This window comes from Proteus sp. TSJ240517 (assembly GCF_047921575.1).
Classification (GTDB): Bacteria; Pseudomonadota; Gammaproteobacteria; order Enterobacterales; family Enterobacteriaceae; genus Proteus.
This window is the reverse complement of sequence record NZ_JBLRMH010000004.1, coordinates 137,621-154,483: the sequence shown is the minus strand read 5'-3', so window position 1 is coordinate 154,483 and position 16,863 is coordinate 137,621. Positions and strand designations below refer to the sequence as shown.

15 protein-coding genes and 1 tRNA gene are annotated in these 16,863 nt (G+C 37.8%); 3 read left to right on the top strand and 13 right to left on the bottom strand.

The annotated features are described in order from the left end of the window. Positions 1-384: 384 nt before the first annotated feature. The 9 genes from ACNARN_RS08635 to xerD form a co-directional block, all read right to left on the bottom strand. Positions 385-1,935 carry a methyl-accepting chemotaxis protein gene (locus tag ACNARN_RS08635; RefSeq protein WP_198620793.1) on the bottom strand — a complete coding sequence of 517 codons (1,551 nt, stop codon included), beginning with the start codon at positions 1,933-1,935 and terminating at the stop codon, positions 385-387. A 347-nt stretch (positions 1,936-2,282) separates the two neighbouring features. After that, positions 2,283-2,684: a GNAT family N-acetyltransferase gene (locus tag ACNARN_RS08630; RefSeq protein WP_232797517.1), complete on the bottom strand. Its 402-nt coding sequence runs from the start codon at positions 2,682-2,684 to the stop codon at positions 2,283-2,285. A gap of 204 nt (positions 2,685-2,888) precedes the next feature. Continuing rightward, positions 2,889-3,047, bottom strand: coding sequence for a hypothetical protein (locus ACNARN_RS08625; RefSeq protein WP_196554920.1), 159 nt, complete (start codon positions 3,045-3,047; stop codon positions 2,889-2,891). A gap of 112 nt (positions 3,048-3,159) precedes the next feature. After that, positions 3,160-3,233 (bottom strand) — tRNA-Gly (locus tag ACNARN_RS08620). A gap of 207 nt (positions 3,234-3,440) precedes the next feature. Then, positions 3,441-4,955: a lysine--tRNA ligase gene (gene lysS / locus ACNARN_RS08615; protein ID WP_198620795.1), complete on the bottom strand. Its 1,515-nt coding sequence runs from the start codon at positions 4,953-4,955 to the stop codon at positions 3,441-3,443. Positions 4,956-4,963: 8 nt separating this feature from the next. After that, a protein-coding gene (prfB, locus tag ACNARN_RS08610; RefSeq protein ID WP_109371064.1) for a peptide chain release factor 2 occupies positions 4,964-6,062 on the bottom strand; the annotation gives its coding sequence in 2 pieces (ribosomal slippage) (positions 4,964-5,986 and positions 5,988-6,062; 1,098 coding nt in all). Positions 6,063-6,233: 171 nt separating this feature from the next. Continuing rightward, positions 6,234-7,967 (bottom strand): single-stranded-DNA-specific exonuclease RecJ, encoded by a 1,734-nt coding sequence (recJ, locus tag ACNARN_RS08605; protein ID WP_416304348.1) that lies wholly within the window; start codon positions 7,965-7,967, stop codon positions 6,234-6,236. 9 nt (positions 7,968-7,976) lie between these two features. Beyond that, positions 7,977-8,684, bottom strand: coding sequence for a bifunctional protein-disulfide isomerase/oxidoreductase DsbC (gene dsbC, locus ACNARN_RS08600; protein ID WP_196533415.1), 708 nt, complete (start codon positions 8,682-8,684; stop codon positions 7,977-7,979). A gap of 33 nt (positions 8,685-8,717) precedes the next feature. After that, the gene (gene xerD, locus ACNARN_RS08595) at positions 8,718-9,656 is read right to left on the bottom strand and encodes a site-specific tyrosine recombinase XerD (protein WP_198625843.1); all 939 of its coding nucleotides are present in this window, start codon (positions 9,654-9,656) and stop codon (positions 8,718-8,720) included. Between the two features lie 108 nt (positions 9,657-9,764). Between xerD and fldB the strand changes: the two genes are divergently transcribed. Continuing rightward, entirely contained in the window at positions 9,765-10,283 is a 519-nt protein-coding gene (fldB, locus tag ACNARN_RS08590) for a flavodoxin FldB (protein WP_416304347.1), read from the top strand. A gap of 16 nt (positions 10,284-10,299) precedes the next feature. On the opposite strand, the gene ACNARN_RS08585 is transcribed toward fldB, so the two are convergent. Then, positions 10,300-10,707 (bottom strand): protein YgfX, encoded by a 408-nt coding sequence (locus tag ACNARN_RS08585; RefSeq protein ID WP_198620799.1) that lies wholly within the window; start codon positions 10,705-10,707, stop codon positions 10,300-10,302. 481 nt (positions 10,708-11,188) lie between these two features. Further along, complete coding sequence (gene sdhE, locus ACNARN_RS08580; RefSeq protein WP_036913402.1) at positions 11,189-11,464, bottom strand: FAD assembly factor SdhE; 276 nt, start codon at positions 11,462-11,464, stop codon at positions 11,189-11,191. A 264-nt stretch (positions 11,465-11,728) separates the two neighbouring features. Between sdhE and ygfZ the strand changes: the two genes are divergently transcribed. Both ygfZ and ACNARN_RS08570 read left to right on the top strand, forming a co-directional pair. Beyond that, on the top strand, positions 11,729-12,715 hold the full coding sequence (gene ygfZ / locus ACNARN_RS08575; RefSeq protein ID WP_416304346.1) for a tRNA-modifying protein YgfZ: 987 nt from the start codon (positions 11,729-11,731) through the stop codon (positions 12,713-12,715). Between the two features lie 31 nt (positions 12,716-12,746). Further along, positions 12,747-13,349, top strand: a complete 603-nt coding sequence (locus ACNARN_RS08570) for an HD domain-containing protein (protein WP_198620801.1) — start codon at positions 12,747-12,749, stop codon at positions 13,347-13,349. 90 nt (positions 13,350-13,439) lie between these two features. Here the strand turns inward: ACNARN_RS08570 and gcvP are convergent, their stop codons facing one another. Continuing rightward, positions 13,440-16,316 (bottom strand): aminomethyl-transferring glycine dehydrogenase, encoded by a 2,877-nt coding sequence (gene gcvP / locus ACNARN_RS08565; protein ID WP_416304345.1) that lies wholly within the window; start codon positions 16,314-16,316, stop codon positions 13,440-13,442. 133 nt (positions 16,317-16,449) lie between these two features. Next, the gene (gene gcvH / locus ACNARN_RS08560; RefSeq protein ID WP_368927816.1) at positions 16,450-16,842 is read right to left on the bottom strand and encodes a glycine cleavage system protein GcvH; all 393 of its coding nucleotides are present in this window, start codon (positions 16,840-16,842) and stop codon (positions 16,450-16,452) included. Between the last annotated feature and the right edge of the window lie 21 nt (positions 16,843-16,863).

The following is a 16,863-nucleotide window of genomic DNA, read 5'->3' as shown; positions in this document are numbered from 1 at the left end:
CATTCTTCATCGCCCTCTCTATTATTATTTATATTAGAGAGGATTTATATCTATATCTTTAAAAATCAAATCGATTTAAACTTTAACATAATCACTGATTGATTATGAAAGTTGAAATAAAAAGTACTTTTTAATTGATTGAGTATAAACGAAATAATATTATTATTTATGGCTCACTTAATTTGAATAATGATTTTCTGTTCCTTATGAAAAAAATTATAAACCATTACTGTTTCAATACTCGATCAATGATTAAGTTAAACTTATTTCTAATTTTAAATAAAAGCACGAATAATAAGAATTTAAACTTTAGATTTATTATGTTTATGCGTCTAAAGAGTAAAAACTTACCACCTTAGACACACTTTATGAATATTCTCTATATCAACGATGAGCAAGATTGAATTTTTGTACCGATAACTGTAATTCTTCGGTTTGTCTTTCTAATGAAATAGCTGCCGCTGAAACTTGTTCAACTAAAGAAGCATTCTGTTGTGTTACACCATCCATTTGAGTAATAGCTACACTCACTTGACCAATACCTTTACTTTGCTCTTCAGATGCAATAGTGATTTCTTTCATTATTGACGTTACCTGCTTAACTCCCATCAAAATGTCTTCCATCGTGTTTTCCATATCACTCACTAATTTTGCACCTTTTTTTACACGCGCAGTGGAATCAGCAATAAGGACTTCAATCTCTTTAGCTGCTTTGGCACTATCTCCTGCTAAATTACGCACTTCATTAGCGACAACCATAAATCCTCGACCATGAGCCCCTGCTCTTGCCGCTTCCACTGACGCATTTAAGGCGAGTATATTTGTTTGAAACGCAATGTTGTTAATGACATTGATGATATCTGCAATCTTACTTGAACTATTAGATATCCCGTCCATTGTTGTCACAACAGATTCAGCTAATTCATTGCCTTTTTCAACAGTCACTGATGCAACTTCAGCCAACTCTCTCGCTTGATAAGCGTGTTCCATATTCTGGTTAACGGCAGCTGTTATCTCTTCCATACTTGCTGCTGTTTGCTCTAATGCTGTTGCTTGCTCTTCTGTACGAGAAGCTAAATCGTTATTCCCTTTGGCTATTTCAGATGCGCCACGATAAATACTATCACTTCCCATTCGGATCGTACTTACCGCTTCATGCAAACTATTTTGCATATCATTTAATAACGGTATTAATCGCCCAGCACAGTTATTACCAAAAGGTTCTAGTGACTGACTCAGATCACCTTCTGTAATTTTCACAAAATGTTGGCGAATATTTTCGAGTGGTTTTTGTAACATAGCGACTAAATAACGATCAGTGAGGAGCAGAATAATTCCCCCTAAAATGACACTAATAATAATAACAATTTGTGTCACCTCAATAAGGTTATCCACTTCTTCAATCGTACTATCAATTTTTATATTTGCGGCATTATTAAAGTTTTCACTTACATTACCTAATTCGCGACTCAACGCAGGTGTTACATTTTTTGCATGATGTACATATTGCTCGATAGTGCCATTGAGCGCTAATTCCATCTGCTTTTTTACGCCTTGTTCAAAAAGTGCTTGCCATACGTCCATTAGTTCTTTTGATACTTTTTCATCCATCGGCCCTGGAGAAACAGATTTCATATACGTGATCTGTTTTTCCATATTTTCCATCGCCAATTGTACTTGTGTAAAATCGACGTCTTTGCCTTCTGCTTTTTCCTCAACGAGACGATTTAATCGAGAAGTGAATCGAAAATACTGATCATTTCCCTGACTGAGCGCAGCCATTTGTTTTATTATTTGATTATCAGATTGATTACCTTTGGATATTTGCTCTAGCGCCCATGCGCTATAAAGACTGACACCGCCAAATAGCACACATAAAGTCCCCAGTATGACTAACATCATCAGACGAATAGTAATGTTACGAAGTTTCCGCATCGAATTTCTCAACTAACAAGATAAAGTAAGCCCAATAGGGCGTAATGTACTTTTATCGACACTTTTTCAATTTATTTTAATTTTTTACTAAAGTTTTTTATAAATTGGTTTTTTATTTTCTATACATAAAAAGAGTTAGATGGAGGAAGCAAAAATGTTACTTATCTATCATTTTTTATAATTTGACATGAGAATAACAAATTCATTTAAAATCAACAAACTATAAAATTAGTGACTTGAAAAACAAATAAGAAGTATTAAAGAGATAAAAGGATAATTGAAGGGGAAAATAAGGTTTGGAATATTCTTAAATTAGCTAAAAGTAGAGCAAGGATAGAATGACGCAATTAACTTTCAATCAACGTAAACAAATCAATAAACATAATTGGGTGATCTGCACTCTTATTTTCTTCAGTATCAAGCAATTCCATTCCCTTTTTAGAATAAAATTCCATAGCACTTTTTTTAGCATCTGTTATCAAAAACCTACATCCAACCATAGGACGAATATCATCCAGTGACATTAACAATGCATATTCAAAAAGCATTGAACCAATTCCTGAAGTCCGATTATTAGAATCAACAGCTAAACGTGCGATTTTAACAGCTGGTAAAAATTCATATGAACTAGCACGAACACAATCACCTAAATCATATTCTTTAAGGTTAACCTGACTACAAGTTAATGTAATGTAGCCTAGTATTTTAAAAGGAAAAGTGTCGATAGGCTTATTTTTGTCTTCTCGCATATTGTCATCAGCTACAATATATGTTTGAGCGATACAACCATCTTGGAATAATAAGGCATCTTTTTGAATGAAAGATTTTAGCGGTTGATATTCTTTTGAACCACCACTAAAATTTTTATGTTTATGATATTGATTTAAAGGAAGGATGATTAGGTTAGGTTATAATAATTCCATTTTAGTTCAACAACCTACCCTAAATTTAAACTATGCATTTTTTACTGTTTTTTGGCGATTCTGACGTGCATTTTCTAAAGAACGTTTAGCATTAGCATTAGGCTTAGAGTTCTTTATTTGCTTAAGCATTTGTTCTGCATCTTTTCCCGTCAGGATGGTGCGACCGAACGTACTACTTGTAATAGCCATTTTAACCTCCTGCGTTAAGATTAGTATATTAGATATGTAAAATATCAACTTAATGTTGTATACAGATTACGCAATCAAATTTATGGAGCCAAGAAAATTCACGATGAAAAATTGGAGCGGGCGAAGGGAATCGAACCCTCGTATAGAGCTTGGGAAGCTCTCGTTCTACCATTGAACTACGCCCGCATTAGATTTTTTTGATTATACGCCTCCTTGATTGAACGACAATCCCCTTTTTATTTAAATGATTATTTAATCATCGAAAAAAAGATAACCATTTGTTTTAAAAAACAATAAAGCCACCTTTCGGTGGCTTTATAACTATATTGATATTCGTTAATGCTATTCGTTAATTAACCATTTATTTAAAATAACAGTTATTTAAAATAACAATTATTTATTAGGGCGCATTGCTGGGAATAAAATAACATCACGAATAGTATGACTGTTAGTAAATAACATCACCATACGGTCAATACCAATACCTAAACCTGCAGTTGGCGGTAAGCCGTGTTCTAATGCCGTGATATAGTCATGGTCGAAGAACATTGCTTCTGCATCACCCGCTTCTTTTTGGCGAACTTGATCTTCAAAACGCTCTGCTTGGTCTTGTGCATCATTGAGTTCTGAGAAACCATTACCAATTTCACGACCACCAATAAAGAATTCGAAGCGGTCAGTAATAAATGGATTATCATCGTTACGACGAGCCAGTGGAGAAACTTCTGCTGGGTATTCAATAATGAATGTTGGTTGAATTAAGTGGCTTTCTGCAACTTCTTCAAAAATTTCACACTGAACACGGCCTAAGCCCCAGCTTTTCTCAATCTTAATACCAATAGATTGAGCAATAGCAACCGCTTTATCCATATCATCAAGATCAGCCATTACGGTTTCTGGGCGATATTTGCAGATAGCTTCTTTCATGGTTAATTTGGCAAAAGGTTTACCAAAATCAAACTCTTGATCACCATATTTCACTAATGAAGAGCCCAGTACATTTTCAGTTAATGTACGGAATAATTCTTCAGTTAATTCAATCAAGTCACGGTAATCTGCATACGCCATATAGAGTTCCATCATGGTGAACTCTGGGTTATGACGTGGTGATACACCTTCGTTACGGAAGTTACGGTTGATTTCGAATACACGATCAAAACCACCCACAACTAAACGTTTTAAATATAATTCAGGTGCAATACGTAGATACATATCGATATCTAACGCATTATGATGGGTAATGAACGGACGCGCACTTGCTCCACCAGGAATGGTTTGCATCATTGGCGTTTCAACTTCCATAAAGCCTTTGTTCACCATAAATTGACGGATACCCGCCATGACTTGTGAACGAATTTGGAAAGTTTTACGCGATTCTTCATTAGAAATCAGATCTAAATAACGCTGACGATAACGCATTTCTTGGTCAGCTAAACCGTGGAATTTATCTGGTAATGGGCGTAGTGCTTTCGTTAATAAACGCACTTCTGTACAGTGAACACTTAATTCACCCGTTTTCGTTTTGAAAACACGACCGCGAGCACCTAAGATATCGCCGAGATCCCATTTTTTAAATTGCTCGTTATAGATACCTTCTGGTAAATCATCACGAGAAACATAAAGCTGAATACGACCACCCATGTCTTGCAATGTAGCGAAAGATGCCTTGCCCATAATACGGCGAGTCATCATACGACCTGCAATAGAAACTTCCACATTTGCTGCTTCTAACTCTTCTGCACTCATTGCATCATACTTTTGATGTAATTCGTCAGACAGCGCATCTCTGCGGAAATCATTTGGGAATGCGTTACCATTATCCCGTAAAGCGGATAATTTTTCGCGGCGTGTTTGCAGTTCGTTATTTAAATCAGGTGCCTGCTCCGCACCTTGTTGCTGTTGCGACATGTTTTTCCTCACAGGCCCGCTTTTAAGCTAGCTTCAATAAATTTATCAAGATCACCGTCTAATACTGCTTGTGTATTACGCGTTTCCACACCAGTACGTAAATCTTTAATACGTGAATCATCAAGAACATAAGAACGAATTTGACTACCCCAGCCAATATCGGACTTGTTATCTTCCATTACTTGCTTATCTGCATTTTTCTTCTGCATTTCCAGCTCGTATAACTTCGCTTTCATCTGCTTCATTGCCTGATCTTTGTTCTTATGCTGAGAGCGATCGTTTTGGCATTGAGTAACAAGACCTGTTGGAACGTGGGTAATACGAACCGCAGATTCTGTTTTGTTAACGTGCTGTCCACCCGCACCCGAAGCGCGATAAACGTCAATACGTAAATCAGCTGGATTGATTTCAATATCAATATTGTCATCAACTTCAGGGTAAATAAAGGCAGAACTAAATGAGGTATGGCGACGGCCGCCTGAGTCAAATGGGCTTTTACGAACTAGGCGATGAACACCTGTTTCTGTACGTAACCAACCATAAGCGTACTCACCAATAATTTTGATAGTCGCTGATTTTAATCCTGCAACATCACCGTCAGATTCTTCAATAATTTCTGTTTTAAAGCCTCTTGATTCAGCCCAACGTAAGTACATGCGCATCAGCATACTTGCCCAATCTTGCGCTTCTGTACCACCAGAGCCAGCTTGTAAATCAAGGTAGCAATCCGCACTGTCATATTCACCAGAGAACATGCGACGGAATTCTAATTGCTCAAGCTTTTTATTTAAACCATCTAACTCTGCAATAGCTTCGTTAAATGTTTCTTCGTCATCAGCTTCAACCGCTAATTCAAGTAAACCAGAAACATCTTCTAGTCCTTGCTCTAACTGATCGATTGTTTCTACGATAGCCTCAAGAGATGAACGCTCTTTGCCTAATGCTTGTGCCCTTTCTGGCTCGTTCCATACATCAGGTTGTTCTAATTCAGCGTTAACTTCTTCTAAACGCTCTTTCTTGGCATCATAGTCAAAGATACCCCCTGAGAACATTCGTTCTTTCAGAGACTTCTTCAATTTGGTGTTTTACGGGGTTGATTTCAAACATATTTTTTCGTCTTTATGTTGTTTTCAAAAACAATTGGAATAAATTTTGAACCGCATATTGTAACGGATATATCAGCGGGTTTATAGCATTTATATACAACTGTCTATCAGATAGTTGTTACCATAACAACGTGACTCTCTATATCACAGTAAATTGTTTAATTTATTCGCATTAACAAGGCCAAATGTGCTCAACAAGCAATTGAGCATTACGTTGCCCTCTAAATTCATTCACATCTAATCGATACGCTAGCTCAACCATTTTAATGCTGTTATCAGGCCACATATTAATATCAACATTAAAGGCAATAGCATCAATCATAAGATGGCTATTTACGGGCTGAAGCATCATTTTTAAATGCTTACTACCCACAATACGTTGCTGTAATAACGTGAATTTACCGTCAAATAAAGGCTCTGGAAAAGCTTGTCCCCACGGACCAGCTTCTCTTAGCATTTCCGCAATTGGTAGTGATAGCTGGTTTTCTGTTAGCTCACCATCAGATAAAATAACGCCTTGCAATTGCTCGTCAGAAACTAACTCTGCCATTAAAAACGAAAAATGACGCTGAAATAAAGGGAATTTATCTTCTTCAAGTGAAAGCCCTGCTGCCATTGCATGCCCACCAAATTTCACCATCAACCCCGGATTTAATGTATTTAATCGCTCTAAGGCATCTCGCAAATGTACGCCACTAATTGAACGACCAGAGCCTTTTAACAGACCATCACCACTAGGTGCGAACGCAATAACAGGACGATGCAATTTCTCTTTAATACGAGAGGCTAAAATACCCACAACGCCTTGATGCCATTCGGGATGATATATCGCTAAACCATTAGGTAAATCATGTTGAGTGCCCATAAACTGGCGAAAAATGGTTGAGGCTTCTTCTTGCATTCCCGCTTCAATTTCACGCCGAGTTTGATTTAATCCATCAAGTTCATTGGCAATTTCACGAGCAGTACCAATATTGTCAGTTAAGAGTAAAGCAACCCCCACCGACATATCATCTAGACGCCCTGCTGCATTTAAGCGAGGCCCTAAAGAAAAACCTAAGTCACTACTAACCAATTGAGATAGTTCTTTACGAGACACTTCTGTTAACGCTTTAATACCCACACAACAACGTCCAGCTCTAATTCGGCGTAATCCTTCATAAACAAAAATACGGTTATTTTCATCAAGAGGAACAACGTCTGCCACTGTGCCTAGTGCAACTAAATCGAGAAAATCCGCCATATTTGGGCGAGTTAAGTTTTGTTGCTCGAACCAGCCTTGTTTTTCTAATTCAGCTCTTAATGCCGTCATTAAATAAAAAGTAACGCCAACACCTGCTAATGATTTAGATAAAAAAGAACAATCTGTCAGATTAGGATTAATAATCGCATCAGCGGCAGGTAAGGTTTGTCCCGGTAGATGGTGATCGGTAACGAGGACACGAATACCATATTCATGAGCCGCATCTACACCTTCAAAAGAGGAAATTCCATTATCTACAGTGATAATGAGATCAACCCCTTTTTTAGCAACGTCATGAACAACTTGAGGGCTTAAACCATAACCATCATCAAAGCGATTAGGGATATGATAGCTAACCTGCTTAAATCCCATTTGGCGTAATGCTTTAATCGCAAGTGCGGTACTTGTTGCACCATCAGCATCAAAATCGCCAACAATAACAATACGAGATTGTTGCTGTAATGCATCAATCAGTAATGAAATTGCCGTTTCTATTCCTTTTAATGCTTGATAATGAAGTAAGCCTTTTAACGATCGTTCTAGTTGAGCTTCAGAGGTTATTCCACGATTAGCATAAATTTGTCGTAATAAGGGATCTAAGTTATCTGGTAATTGAGTTGCCTGTGCAATTCGACGACGCAATGTCGGTTCAATAGTGACCATAAAACGTAATTACTTCTCTTTTTTATCTAATAATTCAACAAGGTTTTGTGCAGAAATATATCCACCATAAATACTAGCATTAGGTAATACAATAGCAGGTGTGCCTTGGATCCCCATCATAGTGCCTAATTTAAAATGTTCATTGATATTGATTTTTTTGCAATCATCAATCGCAATAATTTTGTCACCTTTAAATGCACTGTCTAATGATTTATTAGGGAAGCCACTACACCACACAGCATTCATTTCTTTGCTCACAATATTGTTGCTAATGCCATTACGAGGAAACGCTAAATAGCGTACTGTCACTCCTTGTTTATTCAATTCGGGTACTTCTTGATGAAGTTTTTGGCAATAGGGGCAACTAATATCAGTAAAAATAGTGATCACATGGCGTTCATTTTGTGCTTTATAGACAATCATTTCATTTTTAAGTGAATCTACTTTTTTCATAATAATTTGATTGGCAATACTGACTGGCTCACCATTACTGATATTATAAATAGGGCCCGCTGTTAGATACTTACCATCATCCGTAATATAAAAAATACCTTTGTCTGATAACACCGCATTTAACCCAACAATCGGTGTAGGTTGGATACTTTCTGCTTTAATTTGCATTTTAGCCAGTTGCGCTTCAATTGAGGCATTGTCAGCAAGCACAGGCATTGACACCATGCTTAATAATATTGGCAACCAGAATAATTTCTTTTTCATTTGAATTCCTATTTAACGCCTGCTCTTTAGCGGCTATCCCCTTGGATGATGTTGCTGATGAAGCGCTTTCAAGCGTTCTGTTGCAACATGGGTATAAATCTGTGTTGTAGAGAGGTCACTGTGCCCCAATAACATCTGTACAACACGCAAGTCTGCTCCATGATTTAAGAGATGTGTCGCAAATGCATGACGCAACACATGAGGTGATAGTTTTTCCGTATCGATCCCTGCTATCACTGCATAATGTTTTATCCGATGCCAAAATGTTTGGCGTGTCATTTTTTGCCCTCTTAAGCTAGGAAAAACAATATCGTCTGTTTTTCCTTGCATTAAAGTGGGTCTTCCATATTGCAGATATTGCTCCAGCCAGTAAATAGCTTCTTCACCTAAAGGAACTAATCGTTCTTTATCGCCCTTACCAATAACACGTAGTACGCCTTGTCGTAAGCTGATATCAGAGAGGGATAATCCCACTAATTCAGAAACACGAAGCCCACATGCATAAAGGACTTCAAGCATTGCTTTATCGCGCAATTCAAGTGGCTCATCAATACAAGGGGCATTGAGTAAATCATCAACTTGTCGCTCACTTAAATCTTTTGGTAAACGCTTAGGAAGCTTAGGTGTTGACAGTAATGAGCTTGGGTCATCTAAACGTAATTTTTCACGATACAGATACTGGAATAATCGACGCATTGTGCTGAGTAGACGCGCGGCACTACTGGCTTTATAGCCTTCATCTAAACGCGTTGCGAGAAAGGATTGCAAATCCAAAGTAGTGACTGATAACCAGTCTAATTCGTGATGTGCAAGCCATTGCCCTAATGCTTGTAAGTCTAAGCGATAAGAGCTGAGCGTATTTGCAGATAAGCCTTGCTCTAACCAAATATTGTCGAGAAATTGTTCAATGATAATATCAGTATCTTCATTGATATGAGTTGCCTTTTTTGTCGATAATTTGGTTTGTGACACAGTCTTACTCTCCCTCTCTTTAGCTTATCGCCTTTACATTATGCCTTATAAAAAAATTTTTCTGGTACAATAGTGACCTTTATTGGCAAAAATATCCTAAAAACCTTTATGAAAATTGGTCTATTTTACGGTTCCAGCACTTGTTACACCGAAATGGCAGCAGAAAAAATTCGTGATATTCTCGGTGAAGAGTTCGTTGATCTTCATAATGTTCAAGAGTGTGATATCACGCTTATGGAACAATATGACATCCTTATTTTAGGTATTCCAACTTGGGATTTTGGTGAGATCCAAGAAGATTGGCTCAATATTTGGGATACATTGCCGACATTAAATTTAAAAAATAAGCTTATTGCAATGTATGGAATGGGTGATCAGGTTGATTACAGCGAATGGTTCCTTGATGCGCTGGGTATGCTCTACCATCATTTATTACCAAGTGGTGTTAAGTTTATTGGGTTCTGGCCTGTTGATGGGTATGAATTTGTCAGCCCAAAACCTTTATCTGGTGATGGTAAACATTTTGTTGGTCTTGCATTAGATGACGTAAACCAATTTGAAGAAACTGATGAACGTTTATCACAATGGTGTATGCAAATTCTGCGTGAAGTAGAAGAAAATTTATAAATTTAATATCCAGATATTAAATATCTGGATATTGCATCAATAACTGAGAAAAGTTACGCCACTCATTTTCAGTCATACTATCAAAAGCAACCCATAACGTGATTTGCTTTTTATTTAGAATAGAGGTTAACGTTATTCGAGCACCAAAACGGCTGATCCAAGGGCGTTTTGTTATTTGCCATTCATGCAGTTTCCATTGAATTCGGTTGCCATTCAGTAAAATAAAATCCCCTTTGATACGACTAATATTCTTTTGTGTGAAATACCAACCACCTATCAAGAAAAGTAACAATGGAACCCAAACATAAATAAAATCAGGAGGCCATGGATACAACAGTAAACCGATCTCAAAGGCAACATAAGCAACTGTTGAGAAGAGTTGAGTAAACCATGATACTGTGAGGTGCGACTTCCATAAAATCACGAGTTATATTAACTCCTGCTATAATTCTATACGAATATAAATAAGTTAAAGATAATAAAGACCAATCTATTTATAATGTAACTTCTTCCTTAACCTTGCAAATAGTTTATCTTATATTTTAGCTTAATTATTTATTGTTACTTTTTCGATTTAATATGTATTAAAAAAATATAACTTAATAATAAGTACGAAATTTCTATTCTTTCTTAATCGCTGTTTTAATAAAGTCAGCATACCTGATTTATTAAGTATAAAGCGAAAAACATCAAAAAAAGACGATTTAAGCGATCATTTTTAGAGGTAGTGCGCAAATTTAACGCAACTACATTTTTTATTTCAGTAAATTTTAGAGTATCCTTAATATTATTAAATTTTTACATAAAAAATGAAAACGCCTTTATTTGATGAGAAAATAAAGGCGTCATTTTTAATCAATCTTAATTACTATTTAATCCTATCGTTGATTTGATAATCTATTTTATTAATATTTATCAACGATCTCTGCCATTCTAGCTTTATTGCGATCTTGGATTAATTTCACCATATAATAGAGCGCATCATCATCAGGGCGTCCATGATTCATTAACCAGTTAAATAAATCAGGATCTGCACACTCTAGTAAACGAACAAAAAGTGCTTTATCGTTATCAGATAGCGTATCGTACTCATTCTCGAAAAAAGGCATGATAGAAATATCCAGTTCACGCATTCCACGACGACATGCCCAGTTAATTCGTGCTTTATTCTCTATATCGATAGTCATACTCTGCTCTTTACATTGTTCAAATCAAGAAATACCACTATTTCTTCCTAGCATTGATAATAGTCTTATCGCAAAATTTTTAACATCAAAATGATCACAGTTTGCAGGTTTAGTCTCATAGACAACCTATTGAACATGCTTTCATTTGTTATTTATCAAGTTCATTTTCCGTGCGTTAAAAATAATAATGACTTGCATTGTCTTGCCACTCTTTTACCATAACTGATGTATCTGATTAATTTAATAGCTGGTGACATCATGACTCAAAATTCTACTCAGGCTAAACGCCCTCATGCAGCAATCAATTTGCCATTAACACTGGTTTCTTTAGATGAATGGTCACTGATAACAGCAACAGGTGCTGACAGTGAAAAATATCTACAAGGTCAACTAACAACGGATATTGCAGCACTTCCAACAACAACACATGCATTGTCTGCACACTGTGAAGCAAAAGGTAAAATGTGGAGTACACTTCGCTTATTCCACCAGCAAGAGGGTTTTGCTTATATTTTGCGTAAAAATGTCGCACAAAAACAACTTGCTGAATTAAAAAAATATGCTGTATTTTCAAAAGTAACCTTAGCTGAAAATACAGATAGCGTTTTATTAGGATTAGCAGGGCAAGGTGCTGCTCTTGCATTAGCAGATTACTTTCCAAATATCCCTCGTAAAGCAAACGAAGTGGTTAATCACGATAATACTTATATACTGCAATTACCTTTACCTACTGAACGCTTTTTAATCGTAACAGACGAAGAAACAGCAAAAAATCTTGCAACAACATTAAAAGCAGAAACCAGTAATAGTGAACAATGGTTAGCCTTAGATATTGAGGCTGGATATCCTATTATTGATACTCCAAATATTGAGCAATTCTTACCTCAAGCAACAAATCTGCAAGCATTACCGCTGAGTATCTGCTTTAAAAAAGGCTGTTATACTGGGCAAGAGATGGTATCTCGTGCGAAATTCAGAGGCGCAAATAAACGTGCTATGTATTTGTTATCAGGTGGTGGTACTGAATTGCCAGAGATTGGTGGTAGCGTTGAATGGCAATTAGGCGAAGATAAATGGCGTAAAACAGGAACGGTATTAAGCGCTGTACGTATGGCTGATAATACTATTTTGGCTGAAGTTGTTATGAATAACGATATGGAGCCAGATAGTGTATTTCGAGTTCAAGACGATAACATCAGTCGTTTATCCATTAAACCACTGCCTTATTCTTTAGAAGAAGAGTAATTCTTATTTATCATAACCAATACGGACTTTTATGACACAATTACCAAAAGGGGCATTTGGCCCCTTCTCTGATACTATTAACTTTATTATGGAGTTAGATAAACTAAAACGTGTTTATCGTAAAAATAATGTATTAGACAATAGTCGTTCCGAAAATACCGCAGAACATAGTTGGCACTTTGCCGTTGCAGCAATGAGTTTTCAGCCTTACGCGGGTGACATTGATATGGGACGAGCTATTCAATTAGCCCTTGTTCACGATATCGTCGAAATAGATGCTGGCGATGTGATGGTTTATGACGTTGCCGCTCGCGAAGCGATTAAAGAGCACGAGCAAAAAGCCGCAAAACGTATTTTCTCTTTATTGCCTTCCCCACAAAGTGAATATTTCCTCAATTTATGGCTGGAATATGATGCGGCTGAAACACCAGAATCTCAGTTTGCTAATATTCTTGATCGCACCATGCCGATGCTGATGAATTTACATAATAAAGGTCAAAGCTGGGTCGAAAATAATATCCGCTTAGAGCAAGTATTAGCACGTAATCTGTTTATTGAAAAACAGTGGCCTGAATTTTGGCAATATCTCTACCCTCAATTATTAGAGGCACAGAAAAAAGGCTGGCTGAAGTAATCTATTCAATGCTGAATTTGTTAAATAAAAAATACCGATGGCTAACTTAACCATCGGTATTTAAATTTAAGAATATAGCTAGATTAAAGCTTATTCATAGTCACTAATTGGCGCACATGAACAATGTAAATGGCGGTCGCCATACACATCATCCAGACGTTTAACCGCTGGCCAATATTTGCTTTGTTTCGTTGCTTCACTTGGGAACACCGCACATTCACGACTATAACTATGTGACCACTCTTGCACTAATTCATATTGTGTGTGAGGTGCATTAACTAATGGATTGTCATCAATTGGCCATACACCTTTATCTACTTGTGCAATTTCAGCACGAATAGAAAGCAGAGCTTCAATAAAGCGATCAATTTCAACTTTACTTTCAGACTCTGTTGGCTCAATCATTAATGTGCCCGCAACAGGGAATGACATAGTTGGAGCGTGGAATCCATAATCAATTAAACGCTTAGCCACATCCATTTCACTGATACCGTAATTCGCTTTTAATGGGCGAATATCGATAATACATTCATGTGCGACATAACCATCAGCGCCAGCATAAAGAATGTCATAATCATTTTTCAAACGTTGTGCGATATAGTTCGCATTTAAGATTGCCACTTGGCTTGCTTGTTTAAGCCCTTGTGCGCCCATCATACGAATATACATCCAACTAATCGGTAGTATTGAAGCGCTACCAAATTGAGCCGCAGAAACAGCACCTTGTGTAGTGACATTTTCCATTTCAACAACAGAATGACCTGGTACAAATGGCGCTAAATGTGATTTCACGCCAATAGGCCCCATTCCTGGACCACCTCCACCATGAGGAATACAGAAGGTTTTATGTAAGTTTAAGTGAGAAACATCAGAACCAATAAAGCCCGGTGTTGTGATCCCCACTTGCGCATTCATATTGGCACCATCAAGATAAACTTGTCCGCCATATTGATGAATGATTTCACAAACTTCACGAATACCTTCTTCATAAACACCATGCGTTGATGGGTATGTCACCATCACACAAGAGAGTTCAGCTTGATGTTTTTCTGCTTTGGCTTTTAAGTCTGCAATATCGATATTGCCGTTATCATCACAACCGACCACCACCACTGTCATGCCAGCCATATGAGCAGAAGCTGGGTTAGTACCGTGTGCTGAACTTGGGATCAAGCAGATATGTCGCGCACCTTCACCACGGCTTTGGTGATAACGACGAATCGCTAATAAGCCCGCATATTCACCTTGCGCACCCGAGTTTGGTTGCATACACATCGCATCATAACCCGTTAATGCAGCAAGCCAATTGGACAGTTGTCCAATCATCACTTGATAGCCTTTCGCTTGATAGGCTGGGCAGAATGGATGTAGCTCTGTAAATTCAGGCCATGTAATAGGGATCATTTCAGCAGCAGCATTAAGTTTCATCGTACATGATCCTAATGGGATCATCGCTTGATTCAATGCTAAGTCTTTATTTTCTAAACGATGCATATAGCGCATCATTTCTGTTTCACTGTGATACTGATGAAAGTTTTCATGTGTCAGCACAGTGTCTTTACGTTGCATAGAAGCAGGAATTGATACTGATGAGGAGGCAACTTGTTTATCAAGTGCATCAATATCACCAGTGAATGCTTTACCACTGATAATTTCAACAAGCTTTAATACATCTTCACGCGTTGTAATTTCGCTTAGTGTTACACCTACAGCACCCACAATATCGGTACGTAAGTTAATTTCGGCATCTTTAGCACGTTGTAATACAGCGGCTTTATCTGCGGTATCAATCGTTAATGTATCAAACCAAGTTTTATGGCGTAATACCATACCGTTTTGTTGTAAACCCACAGCTAAAATATCCGTTAAACGATGAATACGTTGAGCGATGGTTTTTAACCCCTCTGGCCCATGATAAACCGCATACATAGCCGCGATATTGGCAAGTAAAACTTGGGATGTACAAATATTCGAGTTCGCTTTTTCACGACGAATATGCTGTTCACGCGTTTGCATCGCCATACGTAATGCTCGATTACCCGCAGCATCGCGAGAGACACCAATAATACGACCCGGCATCGCACGTTTATATTCATCACGGCAAGCAAAGAATGCCGCATGTGGGCCACCGTAACCCATAGGGACACCAAAGCGTTGCGCTGAACCTAATACGATATCAGCACCTTGATGACCTGGCGCAGTGAGAACCACCAGCGCCATTAAATCAGCGGCAACACTGGTAATTATTTTGCGCTCTTTTAGTGCGGCTAATAACTTGCTGTGATCATGAACTTCGCCCGTTGTGCCGACTTGTTGTAATAGCACACCAAAGACACCTTCAAGCTCTAATACTTTTTCAGCTTTATCAACAACAACCTCAAAACCAAAAGTATCTGCACGCGTTCTGACAACATCTAAGGTTTGAGGGTGAATATCATCAGCGACAAAGAAACGATCCGCATTTTTCAATTTGCTTACACGTTTTGCCATTGCCATTGCTTCAGCTGCGGCCGTTGCTTCATCTAGCAACGATGCGGAAGCGAGATCCATTCCCGTGTAATCAATTGTAACCTGTTGGAAATTCAATAGTGATTCTAGACGACCTTGAGAAACTTCTGGCTGATAAGGTGTATAAGCGGTATACCAACCTGGATTTTCTAATAAATTACGCAAAATCACAGGAGGCAATAAAGAAGGTGCGTAACCCATTCCAATGTAAGAAGTAAAACGTTTATTTTGGCTGGCGATCGCTTTTAATTCAGCCAAGGCTTCTTGCTCTGTTGCCCCTGCACCCACATTCGGTGGTGTTTCTAATTGAATATTATCTGGAACAATTTTTTGAGTTAATTCATTTAATGAGGAGACGCCAACAGCACTGAGCATCTCTTTAATCTGTTCTGGTGATGAGCCAATATGGCGACGAATAAATTCATCGCGATACTCTAACTGATTTAAAGTCTGTGTCATTGCAAGTAATTTCCTGAATTCACTATGAATGGATAGGTAAATAGCACAAGGCTTAAAACGCGTTGAGATAGCATTACGATAACAAGCTAACAAATAAAAACGCCCCGACATTGATTTGACGGGGCGCTTCGTTTTACTCTTCGCTATCTACCAGCTCTTGATAACCGGCGGCATCAAGTAAGTTATCTAATTCGCTTTCATTATTTGCTTTAATGCGAAATAACCAACCTTCTCCGTAAGGCGCACTGTTCACCAGTTCTGGAGAACCATCTAACTCTTCATTTACTGCGATAATTTCACCCGATAATGGTGCGTAAATATCTGATGCTGCTTTTACTGATTCCGCTACCGCACAATCATCACCAGCTGCGACTTCTCTACCCACTTCTGGTAGATCAACAAACACCATGTCACCTAATAATTCCTGTGCATGTTCAGTAATACCGATAGTGTATTCACCATTGCCTTCTGAACGGATCCACTCATGAGATTGTGCGTATTTTAATTCACTAGGTATTTGACTCATTGACCTTACTCTCCATTTAAA